Below are 16,309 nucleotides of genomic sequence, written 5' to 3'. Positions count from 1 at the left end.
GTAGATACAGTATATATCAATCTACATTGTAGATACGAGCAAATTTCGGCCTAACTCCCGTGCAGTCGACGCGCGTCGATAACATCCGGCACCTGGTTGAGTTTACCCAGCACGCGGCCCAACACCTGCAGGTTATAAATCTCAATGGTCATGTCGATGGTTGCCAGTTGCTGTTTGGTGTCGCTACGGCTGGCAACGCCAAGCACGTTCACTTTCTCATTGGCGAGAATGGTCGTGATATCACGTAACAACCCACTACGATCATTAGCCAGCACGCGGACCACCAGCGAATATCCGGCGGAGTAGCTCTCGCCCCATACAGCATCAACAATGCGTTCTGGCGCATGGGAGCGCAGTTCCGCCAGTTGTTCGCAATCGGCGCGGTGTACTGAAATACCGCGCCCCTGGGTAATGAAGCCGACAATCTCATCTCCAGGAATCGGCTGGCAGCAGCGCGCGATGTGGTGCATCAGGTTACCGACACCTTCAACCACCACGCGACCGTTATCTTTACTGCGGTTTTGCGGCGTGTAGCTTTTTTGCTGAAGCTGTTTCAGCGCGGCGGCGTCCTGCTCTTCGGCACTCGGCTTATTAAATTGCGATTGCAGGAAATTCACCATCTGATTGAGCCGGATATCCCCGCCCCCAATCGCCGCCAGCAACTCGTCGACATCATTGAAGTTGTAACGCGGCAGCAGATGTTTTTCTGCTTCTTTCAGGCTGATCCCCAGATGTTCCAGCTCGTCATCAAGGATTTGTCGTCCAGCCAGAATGTTTTTGTCACGATCCTGTTTACGGAACCAGGCATGAATTTTCGAACGCCCACGGCTGGTTGTGACATAGCCCAGGTTTGGGTTTAACCAGTCACGGCTGGGATTGGGCTGTTTCTGGGTGATAATTTCAATCTGGTCCCCCATCTGTAACTGGTAGGTGAATGGCACAATCCGCCCGCCAATTTTTGCCCCGATGCAGCGGTGTCCGACATCGCTGTGGATGTGATAAGCGAAGTCCAGCGGCGTTGATCCCGCAGGTAAATCAACAACATCCCCTTTCGGCGTAAAGACGTATACCCTGTCGTCAAACACCTGACTGCGTACTTCGTCGAGCATTTCACCGGAATCAGCCATCTCTTCCTGCCACGCAATCAGTTTACGCAGCCAGGCAATCCGGTCTTCATGTCCCGAACGTGCGCCGCCAGCTGCCGCGCCTTCTTTGTATTTCCAGTGCGCAGCAACGCCCAGTTCTGCATCTTCATGCATCTGTTTAGTGCGGATTTGGATCTCAACGGTTTTGCCACCCGGCCCCAGTACCACAGTATGAATAGACTGATAGCCGTTTGGTTTCGGATTTGCGACGTAATCATCAAATTCATCCGGCAAGTGGCGATAGTGAGTGTGCACTATCCCCAGCGCGGCGTAGCAGTCTTGTAAACGCTCGGCAACAATACGTACTGCACGGACATCAAACAGCTCATCGAAGGCGAGGTTCTTTTTCTGCATTTTGCGCCAGATGCTGTAGATGTGTTTCGGACGACCATACACTTCAGCTTTAACGCCTTCAGCTTTCATCTCAGCGCGCAGATGACCGACAAACTCTTCGATATAGTGTTCGCGGTCGAGACGGCGTTCATGCAGCAATTTGGCGATGCGCTTGTATTCGGTCGGGTGGAGATAACGGAAGCAGTAATCTTCCAGTTCCCATTTCAGTTGCCCGATCCCGAGACGGTTCGCCAGCGGCGCGTAGATATTGGTGCACTCTTTTGCTGCAAGTACGCGTTCATCTTCTGGCGCGTCTTTCACTTCGCGCAGATGGGCAATTCGCTCCGCCAGTTTGATGACCACGCAACGGAAGTCATCGACCATCGCCAATAACATCCGGCGAACGTTATCGACCTGTTCGGAGGAAACCGAATCAGTGTGCGTCGCTTTCAGCTGGCGGATTGCCGCCATATCGCGCACACCGTGAATAAGATTAACGACCGACTTACCGACGCTCTCGCGCAGTACGTCTTCGCTGACTACGTTGGCATCGGCCAGAGGGAACAGTAGCGCCGCCCGCAGCGTGTCAATGTCCATACTTAATGTCGAGAGGATCTCCACCATCTCGACACCACGCCACAACAGCAAACTGGCATCCGGATGCCCCTGCGTCTGCTGCAGACAATACGCCCAGGTTTCGGCTAAGCACTCACACGACTTCTGGCTGGCAATCCCCAGACTTGCGATCCATTTGTCCGGATCAAATTCACCAGCCTTATTGATATGTGCACTTCTTACCGCAACCATTGTCCTCTCCTTTAGGGACCTGACCTGCCGAAATCAGCAAATCGTAACTATTTAACGCGCGAAAAAAGCACCATCGACTCCAGATGCCCCGTGTGTGGGAACATATCCAGCATCGCCAGTCGCGCAATGGTATATCCTGCTTTTAATAACGCCTCGCTATCCCGAGCCAGCGTCGCAGGGTTACAGGATACATAAACTATACGAATGGGTTCCAGTTTTATAATTTGCTGCATGACGCCAGCAGCACCTGCTCGCGCCGGGTCCAGCAACACTTTGTCAAAGCCGTTTTTAGCCCACGGCTGCTTTGTGACATCATCTTCAAGATTTTCATGATAAAACGTCACATTTTGTAAACCATTAAGTCGCGCATTTTCCTGACCTTTCTCCACCAGCGCAGCAACACCTTCTACCCCTACCACGCTAGCCGCTCGTGTCGCTAATGGCAGTGTGAAATTGCCCATACCGCAGAACAGATCAAGCACGCTGTCTTCAGCCTGCACATCCAACCACTCCAGCGCGCGCGCTACCATTTTCTGGTTCACACCCGCGTTGACCTGAATAAAATCACGCGGGCTAAAAGTTAAACGCAATCCGTTTGAGTCATACCAGGGCATCTCGCCAGAGACGGTTTCGAGTATCTCACTATCGGGGGCGAGAAACAGATCCAGGCCTTCAGAATGCGAAAAGCGTTCCAGTTTTTCACGATCAGCCGAACTTAGCGGTGCGGTATGGCGTAAAATCATCAGCGTGCCGCTGGTTGCCTGCACCAGTTCAACGTGCCCAAGATGACGCATGGCTTGTAAGCTGCCCAGGCATGCCCTGACTTTGGGCAGCAATGCTTCAAGTTGGGGCGCTAAAATGGGGCATTGCTTAACATCGACAATGTCACTGGAACCCGCTTTGCGAAATCCCATCTGTAATTGTTGTGTTTTCGGCTGATAGTTCAGGCTTAAGCGCGCGCGGCGACGGTATCCCCAGGGAACATCGGCGATCACTTCAGAGACGTCATGCTTCATTAACCGGGCGAGCGCCGCACTTTTGCTTCGCTGCTGTAGTTCGATGCTGGCGTGTTGTTGCTGACAGCCGCCGCATACGCCAAAATGAGGGCAGCGTGGCGTTTCGCGTTCCGGGCTGTCGCTTAGCCTGCGCACGACTTTAGCGCGGGAATACTGTTTTTTATCTTCAGTAACAGTAACTTCCGCATCTTCCTGCGGCAATAGCCCGGGGATAAATAACGCTTTTCCGTTATGTCGTGCCACGCCCTGACCAAAAGAGTCGAGGTCGTTGCCTGAAACGGTTATGATCTGACGCGTCGTCACGCGTCGTTTTGCAGAGTAGAATTGCGCCATTGGCGAGACTTTCTCAATTTAACAGTGTGACCTTAATTGTCCCATAACGGAACTCCATGACCAACTACAGCCTGCGCGCACGCATGATGATTCTGATCCTGGCGCCGACCGTCCTTATTGGTTTATTGCTCAGTATCTTTTTCGTCGTGCATCGCTATAACGACTTGCAGCGTCAACTGGAAGATGCCGGTGCCAGCATTATTGAGCCGCTTGCAGTTTCTACTGAATATGGCATGAGCCTGCAAAATCGCGAATCTATCGGTCAGTTGATAAGCGTTTTGCATCGTCGCCATTCTGATATTGTTCGCGCCATTTCAGTTTACGATGAAAATAACCGACTCTTTGTCACCTCCAATTTTCATCTCGACCCTTCAGCAATGCAGCTCGGTAGTAACGTGCCATTTCCGCGCCAGCTCACTGTCACACGTGATGGCGATATTATGATTTTGCGTACGCCGATTATCTCCGAAAGTTATTCTCCCGACGAATCGCCCATTAGCGATGCCAAAAATAGTCAGAATATGCTGGGGTATATTGCCCTTGAGCTGGACCTTAAATCGGTGCGCTTACAGCAATATAAAGAGATTTTTATTTCCAGCGTGATGATGCTGTTTTGTATTGGTATTGCGCTTATTTTTGGCTGGCGACTCATGCGCGATGTAACCGGTCCGATTCGCAACATGGTGAATACTGTCGACCGCATCCGCCGAGGACAACTCGACAGCCGGGTGGAAGGATTTATGCTCGGCGAGTTGGATATGCTGAAAAACGGCATTAACTCGATGGCAATGTCTCTGGCGGCTTATCACGAAGAGATGCAGCACAATATCGACCAGGCAACGTCTGATCTGCGTGAAACGCTGGAACAGATGGAAATTCAGAACGTTGAGTTGGACCTGGCGAAAAAGCGCGCCCAGGAAGCGGCGCGTATTAAGTCCGAGTTTCTGGCGAATATGTCACATGAGCTGCGTACACCGCTGAATGGAGTTATTGGCTTTACCCGCCTGACGCTGAAAACTGAATTAACGCCAACGCAGCGCGATCACCTGAACACGATTGAACGCTCGGCAAATAATTTGCTGGCAATTATTAATGATGTTCTCGACTTCTCGAAACTGGAAGCGGGCAAGCTGATCCTGGAAAGTATTCCGTTCCCGCTGCGCAGCACGCTGGATGAAGTGGTTACTCTTCTGGCGCATTCTTCTCACGATAAAGGGCTGGAATTGACGCTCAATATTAAGAGCGACGTGCCAGATAACGTGATAGGCGATCCACTGCGTTTACAGCAAATTATCACTAACCTGGTGGGGAATGCGATTAAATTCACCGAGAATGGCAACATCGATATTCTGGTGGAAAAACGAGCGCTGAGTAATACCAAAGTTCAGATTGAAGTGCAGATCCGCGATACCGGTATTGGTATTCCTGAACGCGATCAATCGCGCCTGTTCCAGGCCTTCAGGCAGGCAGATGCCAGTATTTCACGCCGTCATGGCGGCACCGGGCTGGGGCTGGTAATTACGCAAAAACTGGTTAATGAGATGGGCGGAGATATCTCGTTCCATAGCCAGCCGAATCGTGGCTCAACCTTCTGGTTCCATATTAATCTCGATCTGAACCCGAATATTATTATTGAAGGACCATCCACCCAGTGCCTCACCGGCAAACGCCTGGCTTATGTCGAACCGAACTCGGCAGCCGCGCAGTGCACGCTGGATATTTTAAGCGAAACACCGCTTGAGGTGGTCTACAGCCCAAGCTTCTCGGCCCTCCCTCCCGCGCATTACGACATGATGTTGTTAGGGATTGCGGTGACTTTCCGCGAACCGCTAACGATGCAACATGAGCGGTTAGCGAAAGCGGTGTCGATGACCGATTTTCTGATGCTCGCCCTTCCGTGCCATGCACAGGTCAATGCCGAAAAGCTCAAGCAAGATGGTATCGGCGCGTGTCTGCTGAAACCCCTGACGCCTACACGTCTGTTGCCTGTACTGACCGAGTTTTGTCATCAAACACAAAATACGCTGTTGCCTGTCACCGACGAAAGTAAGCTGGTAATGACGGTTATGGCTGTTGATGATAACCCCGCCAACCTGAAACTTATCGGCGCGTTGCTGGAAGACATGGTTCAGCATGTGGAGTTGTGCGATAGCGGACATCAGGCGGTTGAACGAGCAAAACAGATGCCGTTCGATTTAATCTTAATGGATATTCAAATGCCGGACATGGACGGCATTCGTGCATGCGAACTTATCCACCAGCTTCCGCACCAGCAACAAACGCCAGTCATCGCGGTGACTGCACATGCGATGGCTGGGCAAAAAGAGAAATTACTTGGCGCGGGGATGAGCGATTATCTGGCGAAACCGATAGAAGAAGAACGATTGCATAATTTGCTGCTGCGCTACAAACCCGGCAGCGGCATTTCTTCCCGCGTTGTGACGCCAGAAGTGAACGAAATTGTGGTGAATCAGAATGCGACTCTGGACTGGCAACTGGCGCTACGCCAGGCCGCTGGCAAAACCGATCTGGCGCGCGATATGCTGCAAATGTTGCTCGATTTCCTGCCAGAAGTTCGCAACAAAGTTGAGGAACAACTGGTTGGGGAAAACCCGGAAGGCCTGGTTGATTTGATTCATAAACTGCATGGCAGTTGCGGCTATAGCGGTGTGCCGCGTATGAAGAATCTCTGTCAACTTATCGAACAACAGCTACGAAGCGGTACTAAAGAAGAAGATTTGGAGCCGGAGCTACTGGAATTGTTGGACGAGATGGATAATGTGGCACGCGAAGCCAGTAAAATTCTTGGGTAATGGACGTCTTGTCGAGTAGCAATAGGCTTTTTATGAAGCTGGTTTCAGATTGGTGACAAAGTGCCTGTTTTTATGCCGGATGCGGCGTTAACGCCTTATCCGGCCTACAAAACCAACTAAATTCAATGAATTAAAAAATGATGTAGACCTGATACGTAGCGCAACAGGCAATTTTGCGTTTGGCATCAGTCTCAAACCGGCTCCTGACAGAGCCGGTTTTTGTTTTCTGTCTTAACGCACCATGCACGGACGCTTGTTATCGAACGTCCAGCCAGGAATCAGGTACTGCATCCCCATCGCATCATCACGCGCGCCAAGCCCGTATTTCTGATACAGCTCGTGGGCTTTCATCACTTGATCCATATCGATTTCGACACCCAGCCCCGGTTTTTCCGGTACCTGAACCAGACCGCCTTTGATCTCAAAAGGCTCTTTGGTCAGGCGCTGATTGCCTTCCTGCCAGATCCAGTGTGTATCAATAGCAGTAATTTTACCCGGTGCAGCAGCGGCAACATGGGTAAACATCGCCAGGGAAATATCGAAGTGGTTGTTAGAGTGTGAACCCCAGGTCAGGCCAAATTCATGGCACATTTGCGCCACACGTACCGAACCCTGCATCGTCCAGAAATGCGGATCCGCCAGCGGGATATCAACGGATTGTAACGAGAGCGTATGGCCCATCTGCCGCCAGTCGGTGGCTATCATATTGGTTGCAGTCGGCAGGCCAGTTGCGCGACGGAACTCTGCCATCACTTCACGCCCGGAGAAACCTTGCTCCGCACCACACGGATCTTCTGCATAAGCCAGCGAACCTTTCAGGTATTTACCAATTTTAATCGCTTCGTTCAGCGACCAGGCACCGTTAGGATCGAGCGTAATACGCGCCTGCGGGAAGCGTTGCGCCAGTGCCACAATAGATTCGGCTTCTTCTTCCCCGGCCAGTACACCGCCCTTCAGTTTGAAATCGTTGAAGCCATATTTTTCATACGCCGCTTCCGCCAGGCGCACCACCGCATCCGGCGTCATCGCTTCTTCGTGACGAAGACGATACCAGTCGCATTTGTCATCCGGCTGGCTTTGATACGGTAACGGTGTGGCTTTGCGATTGCCGACAAAGAACAGATAACCGAGCATTTCGACTTCGCTACGCTGTTGACCATCACCCAGCAGGGATGCCACGTTAACCCCAAGGTGTTGCCCAAGCAGATCAAGCATTGCCGCTTCGATCCCGGTTACCACGTGGATAGTGGTACGCAGATCAAAAGTCTGTAAACCACGCCCGCCAGAATCACGATCGGCAAAAGTATTACGTACCAGCGTCAGAACGTTTTTGTATTCACCCAGCGTTTTACCTACCACCAGCGGAATCGCATCTTCCAGCGTTTTACGGATTTTCTCGCCGCCGGGAATTTCCCCTACGCCGGTGTGACCAGAATTATCTTTGATGATCACAATATTACGCGTGAAGAACGGTGCGTGTGCGCCACTCAGATTCATCAGCATACTGTCATGACCCGCCACCGGGATGACTTGCATTTCAGTAACAACAGGCGTCGTAAATTGAGAATTCATATTTATGTCCTTATTCAAAATCAATGACGGCCGAAAACGGGACGTTTACGGTCAAAGGTCCAGCCGGGGATCAGGTACTGCATCGGACCTGCGTCGTTACGCGCGCCGCCAGGCAGACGTTTATAGGCCTCATGTGCCTTTTGTACCTGTTCCCAGTCCAGTTCCACGCCCAGGCCGGGCGCATCAGGAACGGCAATTTTTCCGTTTTTAATCTCCAGCGGATTTTTGGTCAGGCGACAATCGCCCTCCTGCCAAATCCAGTGGGTATCGATAGCGGTAGGATTACCCGGTGCCGCCGCGCCCACATGGGTAAACATCGCCAGAGAGATATCGAAGTGGTTGTTGGAATGACAGCCCCAGGTCAGCCCCCAGTCGTCGCAAAGCTGCGCCACGCGGACTGCTCCAGAAAGCGTCCAGAAGTGCGGATCGGCAAGTGGAATATCTACCGCATTGAGCATCACCGCATGACCCATTTCGCGCCAGTTGGTGGCGATCATGTTAGTCGCGACGGGTAAGCCGGTCGCCCGCCGAAACTCCGCCATCACTTCACGACCGGAGAAACCCTGTTCTGCGCCGCATGGATCTTCGGCATAGGTAAGAACATCATTCAGCCCTTTGCATAGAGAAATGGCTTCATCAAGTAGCCAGGCACCGTTGGGATCAACGGTAATCCGCGCATCCGGGAAGCGTTTCTTCAATGCACGAACGGTGTCAATTTCTTGCTCACCAGGTAACACACCGCCCTTAAGTTTGAAATCTTTAAAGCCATAGCGATCCTGTGAGGCTTCCGCCAGACGCACAACGGCTTCGCTGTTCATCGCTTTCTGGTGGCGCAACTGATACCACTCATGGTTACCTGGTGTACTCTCCAGATAAGCAAGATCGGTTTTAGTCCGATCACCGATATAAAACAGATAACCGAGGACGGTAATAGCATCGCGTTGCTTGCCTGGGCCAAGCAGTTCACAGACCGGAACATTCAGCGCCTTACCTAACAGGTCGAGTAAAGCGGCTTCCAGCGCCGCCACGGCGTTAACGCGCAATTCAAAGGTCCAGGCACCTTTGCCGAAGGTATCAAAATCGGCGGCCTGATTACCTTTATGCACCTGCTGGACCACTTTATTCAGTCGCGCGACTTCCTGGCCCAGAACCATCGGAATAGCATCGACAAGTGTTTGATAAATCACCTCTCCGCCCGGCGCTTCACCAATGCCGGTATGTCCGGCATTATCGGTGAGTACCACAATGTTGCGGGTGAAATATGCGTTATGTGCACCACCAATATTGAGCAACATGCTGTCATGTCCGGCGACCGGAATGACTTTCATATCAGTAATGACTGGACTGGATTGTGTCGTCATCTTATTGCCCCGCGACAGGTTTCAGCTCGATACGCTTAATATCGCCCACCAGCACCAGGTAGCTCAGCACCGCGATTAAGGCATGAACCCCGACATAAATCAGCGCCGCCAGTCGTGCCAACGATATAACCAATTGCGATTGGCGTGACGATACCGGAAATGTTACCGAACATATTGAACAGACCGCCGGAAAGACCGCTAATCTCTTTCGGCGCAGTATCTGCCATTACCGCCCAACCCAGCGCCCCGATGCCCTTACCGAAGAAGGCCAGCGCCATAAAGCCGATGATCATCCACTCAACGTTGACGTAGTTGCAGAACACCATCACCATCGACAGCAACATGCCCATTACGATCGGTGTTTTACGCGCAATGTTCAGCGATCCCGTGCGGCGCATCAGCCAGTCGGAAATAATCCCCCCCAGCACGCCGCCGATAAAACCACAAACAGCAGGAACGGAAGCCACAAAGCCCGCTTTCAGAATCGACATCCCGCGCGCCTGCACCAGATAAACCGGGAACCAGGTAATAAAGAAGTAAGTCAGGGCGTTGATACAATACTGACCGATATAAACACCGATCATCATCCGCGAACCGAGCAGCTGTTTGATCTGCCCCCACTTCACGCTGAACGGCACTTTAACTTTGGTGTTTTGCTGATCCATATTGATCAGCGCGCCGCCAGCGGCGATGTACTCCAGCTCTTTCTGATTTACACCCGGATGCTGGTTTGGCTCGTGGATGACTTTCAGCCAGATAAAGCTGATGACAATGCCCAGACCGCCCATAAAGAAGAAGACGTGTGACCAGCCCACTTCATGAGTCAGCCAGCCCATAATCGGCGCGAAGATCACCGTTGCGAAGTATTGGGCGGAGTTAAAAATCGACACCGCCGTTCCCCTTTCCTGCGCCGGGAACCAGGCTGCCACGATTCGGCTATTGCCGGGAAAAGAAGGTGCTTCGGCAAGCCCGACCAGGAAGCGCAGCGTAAACAGGGCAACGATAATGCCGAATCCACTAAAGATATCGACGAAACCTTGCAGCAAGGTAAACATCGACCAGATAAAGATTGACCAGAAGTAGACGCGTTTTGAACCAAAGCGATCCAGCAACCAGCCGCCAGGGATCTGCCCAATAACATAAGCCCATGAGAAAGCAGAGAACACATAGCCCATACCCACTGGGTCAAGGCCGATATCTTTGGCCATTTCCGAACCGGCGATCGAGAGCGTAGCGCGATCGCCGTAGTTGAAAGATATGACGATAAACAGCATCACCACTATCCAGTAACGAGCATTCGTGCGTTTTTCCACACTGCTCGCAGCCTGACTTAAAGAACTCATTGTTGCACTCCTGAAAATTCGCGTTAGCCACGCTCACTCTGGACTGCGACATCGCCAGGAAATCAGAGGTGACGTAGGGTGTTTTTGCCGTTTTTATAGGTCGTTCGCCGAATGCGGCGCGTGTTTATATCTGGCAATAGCAGTATAAAAAGCGCGCCATAGCGGCTCACCGTGCAACAACACAACATTAATGCGTTCAATGAGGCTCGATTTTGGCATTAGCCCTGGACGGTGGAATCCACTTCACGGAAATGAAAACAAGAACAAGAAAGGAAGGGTTAAATCGGAGAAATAAAGAAGAGTATGAAATAGATCGCTTGACTCCAGGCAAACACCAGTAAAAATCCGCGCTATGAAGCAGTTTTTACTGGCATTTGCCTGAAAAGATTCGATTCAGCACCGCTAAAACGGCATTTACCGCTCGCTCAACATATCAGGACAACAGCGTGCCCCAATGTTCGACCCACGGATTTGATTCCGTTTCCGGTTCCGGGTTTTCACTGGCATCAATCAGCAGCATTTCCCCTATTCGCTGCGCGCTCTGTTCCTGTAACAAGGCATCGAACTGTTTGCCGCCGTTGCAGAAATTCACATAACTGCTGTCGCCGAGCGCAATCACGCCGTAACGCAGGTTCGGCTGGAAACCAAGGTTATCCTTTATGCCCAGAAAGAGTGGCACAATGCTATCAGGAAGGTCGCCCTGCCCGGTGGTGGACGTAACTACCAGAACATACTTGTCCTGATAAGGTAGCCAGTCGCTTAATTCTGGGTCTTCAAACACCGTTGCTTTGTGGCCCTGCGCGGTCAGAATCGCTTCCGCTTCTTCGGCGACTAACAGCGCATTACCGTACATAGTGCCCACAAAAATACCAATTTCCGCCATACCGTTTTCTCCCTGGATTAGGAACTTATCTCATCATCCTGACCCGATGGCGCGCTGAACTCAACCCTTTCATTTTCAGGAAGCAGACCGCGCCAGCCAAATTGTGATAATGCCTGCATCCAGGTGTCGTCCAGACCAGCGTGGATAGTCAGCGGCTCGCCAGTAAAAGGATGCGTCAATGACAACTTACTGGCGTGCAACATTAACCGCTGGAGGCCAAAATGTTCAGCTGCGCTGCGATTCTGGCGCAAATCGCCATGTTTGCTGTCGCCAATAATCGGATGGCGCAAATGGGCGAGATGGCGACGAAGCTGATGTTTGCGTCCGGTTTTCGGCTCCAGTTCCACCAGACCGTAGCGTGTCGTCGGGTAACGCCCGGTCGCGACTGGCATTTCAACCGTCGCCAGACCGCGATAATGCGTCACTGCTGGCTGCGGGCCTTTATCTTCGCGGGCATACTTATCGGCGATTTTATCCAGTTCTTCCACCAGCGGATAATCCAGCACCGCTTCTTCCATCAGCCAGCCACGCACAATCGCATGGTAACGTTTCTGGATTTGGTGCTGTTCAAACTGTTGCGCTAACAGCCGTCCGGCCTCGCTGGATAATCCCATCAGCAATACGCCGGAAGTCGGTCGGTCCAGCCGATGCGCGGTAAACACGTGCTGACCAATCTGGTCACGTACGGTTTGCATGACCACCACTTTTTCGTCGCGATCCAGCCAGCTGCGGTGAACCAGCCAGCCAGACGGTTTGTTAACCGCAACCAGCCATTCATCCTGGTAGAGTATTTCCAGCATCAGTTTGTATCATCCGCAAAAAGCGCATCCAGTTTTTCCAGCTCCGCCAGAATAAGCGCGCGCTGGGGGTGGTCCGTCGCCAGCGCCATTTCATAATACGGCGCCACGGCGAAAGCCCCTGGCAATGGCTGATTATTATCTAAGAGATCGTGCATTCGTGGGATCAGTACCCATTGCAACCACTCCAGTGGCTCCATCGTATCCATAAAGAAAGGTTGGGTACTGTTAAATTGATGCGGCTGCGGTTCATCGCTCCGCCAGTGCTGATGTTCACGCAGTAATGTTTCAAGTGCCTGCAACTGAAGACGAACGCGGTCATGAGTGGTCATAAAACAACCTCAAGAAGAAAAAACTGCCGCGAAGGATAGCAGGAATAAAAAAAGGGAGCACTGTATTAACAGTGCTCCCGGTTCGTTTCGCAGCATTCCAGCTACTTTTGTTGCTCCCTGCTCATCCTTGACAACTTTTCCTGTGGCCTTGCGGCCAATCGTTCATCCTGAACTAATGCTTCCTGCTCACACCACCCCGATGTGATACTTCATCCTGAAGTGTCCCTGGCCTTCCTGACCCACCGAATCATCCTGACCGGTTCTCATTCTCCGTCCTGGAGGTGTCCTTTAACGCATCCAGCGTTTTCCTCTTCGCTTCATCCAGAAGCCTTTCCCTGAAACACCATCCTGGCGTGTCCTTTAGAAGTGTCATCATCCTGATGTTCACTTCGTTGTCTGACTCCCTGTCGACGAAGATAGAATCGTCTTTTTCACTGAGTCTTACAAGGCGCTTACAGACAATGCCTTAAGGAAAATTTCATACGAAAGTTAAGGATTATCAGTCAACTCATTGATTTAAAATAGAAATATGATTCTTATCTTTTTAAGTATTCACTTACTTTCTGGCGATCTCCTACAGGGTCTGTAAGAGATCTCTCACAACCAGACGGGGTAATTGGATTACAGAAGAGGCTTAAGCTGCGTAAGGAATTCCGCAAGATTTGAGGCTAAATGGGTACGATTCCGCGTACCCAGCGTCTCTTTGCATACTTCGCCAGAGAGATTACACACCGAAATCACCTCCAGCTCTTCTTCCAGTGTGGCGATAAATAACGTGGGGGGCAGTTTCAGACGTTTCTGGGTAACCAGATGTCCAATCAGGTTTTCCTGCACCCGGCGGAAGTCGTCTTCGCTCCAGGTTTGCAGTAATGTCAGTTTGATATCGCCAAACTGCGCATGCATATCCCCGGCAAGCTGGGTCGTATAGAAGGTATGAATTGCGGGTTGTATCACAATATCAAACGCACGCTCAACCGCGTTTACATTTTGCTCACCGCTAAACGGCTGCGGTTGCCAGAACACAGCATCATTAGTGGTTGAAATAATGCACGGTGAAGGAACGCCATACAGCTCCTCGCTTAACGGCCAACTATTGTGCTGTTCGTGCCAGGCATCGCAGTAACGCGTGGTAAAATCTCTCAAGGCTTGTGCGGTCAATTCGTCCACTAATTTCTCTCTTCACTTAAACCAGATACACTTGTCGTTTAGTTTATCTGGTTTATGACGGTGAAACATGTCTTCTTATGCAAACCATCAGGCACTTGCGGGCCTGACTCTTGGAAAATCAACCGATTACCGGGATACCTATGACGCCAGCCTGCTACAAGGCGTTCCACGTAGTTTGAATCGCGATCCGCTGGGCCTGAAAGCAGATAATCTGCCTTTTCACGGTACGGATATCTGGACGCTATATGAACTTTCCTGGCTGAATGCGAAAGGTTTGCCGCAGGTTGCCGTGGGTCATGTTGAACTTGATTACACCAGCGTAAATCTCATTGAGTCGAAGAGTTTTAAGCTCTATCTCAACAGCTTTAACCAGACACGCTTTAACAATTGGGAGGAAGTGCGTCAGACGCTGGAGCGCGACTTAAGCACTTGCGCCCAGGGTAACGTTAGCGTGGCGTTATATCGTCTTGATGAACTGGAAGGCCAGCCGGTGGGGCATTTCAATGGCACCTGCATTGATAAGCAGGATATCGCTATCGATAACTATGAATTCACCACTGACTATCTTGAGAATGCCACCAGCGGCGAGAAAGTGGTGGAAGAAACACTCGTGAGCCACCTGCTGAAATCAAACTGCCTGATTACTCATCAACCAGACTGGGGATCTATCCAGATTCAGTATCGTGGACGCAAGATTGACAGGGAAAAACTGCTGCGTTATCTGGTTTCTTTTCGTCATCATAACGAGTTCCATGAACAGTGCGTAGAGCGCATTTTTAATGACCTGTTACGCTTCTGCCAGCCAGAGAAATTAAGCGTTTACGCACGTTATACCCGTCGTGGCGGTCTGGACATTAACCCATGGCGTAGTAACTGTGATTTTGTCCCATCGACAACCCGTCTGGCACGGCAATAAAATTTTTCTCAATTTTGCGTGCTGGATTCACACATAAGGTTGTGAAAGGTCATCAGGCAGGGCTATTGTAATCAAAGGGAATGACGATAATCGTCCCATAAGGAGTTTTTTTTGATTACACATATTAGCCCGCTTGGCTCCATGGATATGTTGTCGCAGTTGGAAGTGGACATGCTTAAACGCACCGCCAGCAGCGACCTCTATCAATTATTTCGCAACTGTTCACTCGCTGTTCTGAACTCCGGTAGCCTCACCGATAACAGCAAAGAATTGCTGTCCCGTTTTGAAAATTTCGACATTAACGTGCTACGCCGTGAACGCGGCGTGAAGTTAGAACTGATCAATCCCCCGGAAGAAGCTTTTGTCGATGGGCGTATAATTCGCGCCTTGCAGGCCAACTTGTTCGCTGTCCTGCGCGACATTCTCTTCGTCTATGGGCAAATCCATAACACCGTTCGTTTTCCAAATCTGAATCTCGACAACTCTGTTCATATTACCAACCTGGTCTTTTCTATCTTGCGCAATGCTCGCGCGCTGCACGTGGGCGAAGCGCCCAATATGGTGGTGTGCTGGGGTGGTCACTCCATCAACGAAAACGAGTATTTGTATGCCCGTCGCGTTGGTAATCAGTTGGGGCTGCGTGAGTTAAATATCTGCACTGGCTGTGGCCCAGGCGCGATGGAAGCGCCGATGAAAGGCGCGGCGGTCGGACACGCCCAACAGCGTTACAAAGACAGCCGTTTTATTGGTATGACTGAACCATCGATTATCGCTGCTGAACCGCCTAACCCGCTGGTTAACGAACTGATCATCATGCCGGATATCGAAAAACGTCTGGAAGCATTTGTCCGTATCGCCCACGGCATCATTATTTTCCCTGGCGGTGTGGGTACAGCGGAAGAGCTACTGTATTTGCTGGGAATTTTAATGAATCCGGCCAACAAAGATCAGGTCTTGCCATTGATCCTCACCGGCCCGAAAGAGAGTGCTGATTACTTCCGCGTACTGGACGAGTTTGTCGTGCATACGTTGGGAGAAAACGCGCGCCGCCATTATCGCATCATCATTGATGACGCTGCAGAAGTAGCCCGTCAGATGAAAAAAGCGATGGCGCAGGTGAAAGAAAACCGTCGCGATACGGGCGATGCCTACAGCTTTAACTGGTCAATGCGTATTACGCCAGATTTGCAAATGCCGTTTGAGCCGTCTCACGAGAATATGGCTAATCTGAAGCTTTACCCGGATCAGCCCGTTGAAGTGCTGGCTGCCGACCTGCGTCGTGCATTTTCTGGCATTGTGGCGGGGAACGTAAAAGAAGTCGGTATTCGCGCTATTGAAGAGTTTGGGCCATATAAAATCAACGGTGATAAAGAGATCATGCGCCGTATGGACGACCTGCTTCAGGGGTTTGTTGCCCAACATCGTATGAAGTTACCAGGTTCTGCCTACATCCCTTGCTACGAAATCTGCACCTAATCCCCCCTTCCCCGG

Annotated in this window: 11 protein-coding genes and 1 pseudogene; 3 read left to right on the top strand and 9 right to left on the bottom strand. The window is 51.2% G+C overall.

All coding sequences use genetic code 11. From position 1 onward, the window contains the following. Positions 1 to 50 precede the first annotated feature (50 nt). Together relA and rlmD are read right to left on the bottom strand one after the other, a co-directional pair. Positions 51 to 2,285 (bottom strand): GTP diphosphokinase, encoded by a 2,235-nt coding sequence (relA, locus tag D9736_RS08225; protein ID WP_130221513.1) that lies wholly within the window; start codon positions 2,283 to 2,285, stop codon positions 51 to 53. A gap of 47 nt (positions 2,286 to 2,332) precedes the next feature. Beyond that, positions 2,333 to 3,634 (bottom strand): 23S rRNA (uracil(1939)-C(5))-methyltransferase RlmD, encoded by a 1,302-nt coding sequence (gene rlmD / locus D9736_RS08220; protein WP_130258094.1) that lies wholly within the window; start codon positions 3,632 to 3,634, stop codon positions 2,333 to 2,335. A 56-nt stretch (positions 3,635 to 3,690) separates the two neighbouring features. Here rlmD and barA point away from each other — a divergent pair, with 56 nt between their 5' ends. Next, a complete protein-coding gene (gene barA / locus D9736_RS08215; RefSeq protein ID WP_130207684.1) occupies positions 3,691 to 6,447 on the top strand; it encodes a two-component sensor histidine kinase BarA in 2,757 nt (918 codons plus the stop codon). A 231-nt stretch (positions 6,448 to 6,678) separates the two neighbouring features. Here barA and gudD read toward each other — a convergent pair whose 3' ends face one another. From gudD to syd, 7 genes and pseudogenes are all read right to left on the bottom strand, one after another. Further along, the gene (gene gudD, locus D9736_RS08210) at positions 6,679 to 8,019 is read right to left on the bottom strand and encodes a glucarate dehydratase (protein WP_130214541.1); all 1,341 of its coding nucleotides are present in this window, start codon (positions 8,017 to 8,019) and stop codon (positions 6,679 to 6,681) included. 20 nt (positions 8,020 to 8,039) lie between these two features. Beyond that, positions 8,040 to 9,380, bottom strand: a complete 1,341-nt coding sequence (locus D9736_RS08205; protein ID WP_130258093.1) for an enolase C-terminal domain-like protein — start codon at positions 9,378 to 9,380, stop codon at positions 8,040 to 8,042. Between the two features lies 1 nt (position 9,381). After that, positions 9,382 to 10,723: pseudogene (gene gudP / locus D9736_RS08200) on the bottom strand (galactarate/glucarate/glycerate transporter GudP). Positions 10,724 to 11,156: 433 nt separating this feature from the next. Beyond that, on the bottom strand, positions 11,157 to 11,606 hold the full coding sequence (locus tag D9736_RS08195; protein WP_130214545.1) for a flavodoxin: 450 nt from the start codon (positions 11,604 to 11,606) through the stop codon (positions 11,157 to 11,159). 17 nt (positions 11,607 to 11,623) lie between these two features. Continuing rightward, positions 11,624 to 12,406 (bottom strand): tRNA pseudouridine(65) synthase TruC, encoded by a 783-nt coding sequence (gene truC / locus D9736_RS08190; protein WP_130214547.1) that lies wholly within the window; start codon positions 12,404 to 12,406, stop codon positions 11,624 to 11,626. Next, the gene (locus D9736_RS08185) at positions 12,406 to 12,735 is read right to left on the bottom strand and encodes a YqcC family protein (RefSeq protein WP_130207692.1); all 330 of its coding nucleotides are present in this window, start codon (positions 12,733 to 12,735) and stop codon (positions 12,406 to 12,408) included. Before D9736_RS08185 ends, truC begins: the two co-directional genes overlap by 1 nt. A 621-nt stretch (positions 12,736 to 13,356) precedes the next feature. Beyond that, entirely contained in the window at positions 13,357 to 13,902 is a 546-nt protein-coding gene (syd, locus tag D9736_RS08180; RefSeq protein WP_130214549.1) for a SecY-interacting protein, read from the bottom strand. A 67-nt stretch (positions 13,903 to 13,969) separates the two neighbouring features. Between syd and queF the strand changes: the two genes are divergently transcribed. Continuing rightward, entirely contained in the window at positions 13,970 to 14,818 is an 849-nt protein-coding gene (gene queF, locus D9736_RS08175) for an NADPH-dependent 7-cyano-7-deazaguanine reductase QueF (RefSeq protein ID WP_130258092.1), read from the top strand. Positions 14,819 to 14,929: 111 nt separating this feature from the next. Next, entirely contained in the window at positions 14,930 to 16,294 is a 1,365-nt protein-coding gene (gene ppnN, locus D9736_RS08170) for a nucleotide 5'-monophosphate nucleosidase PpnN (protein ID WP_130214553.1), read from the top strand. The last annotated feature ends 15 nt before the right edge of the window (positions 16,295 to 16,309 follow it).

Source organism: Escherichia sp. E10V10 (assembly GCF_004211985.1).
GTDB lineage: Bacteria > Pseudomonadota > Gammaproteobacteria > Enterobacterales > Enterobacteriaceae > Escherichia.
The sequence above is the reverse complement of the archived record's forward strand: the minus strand, read 5'-3'. Positions and strand labels throughout refer to the sequence as shown.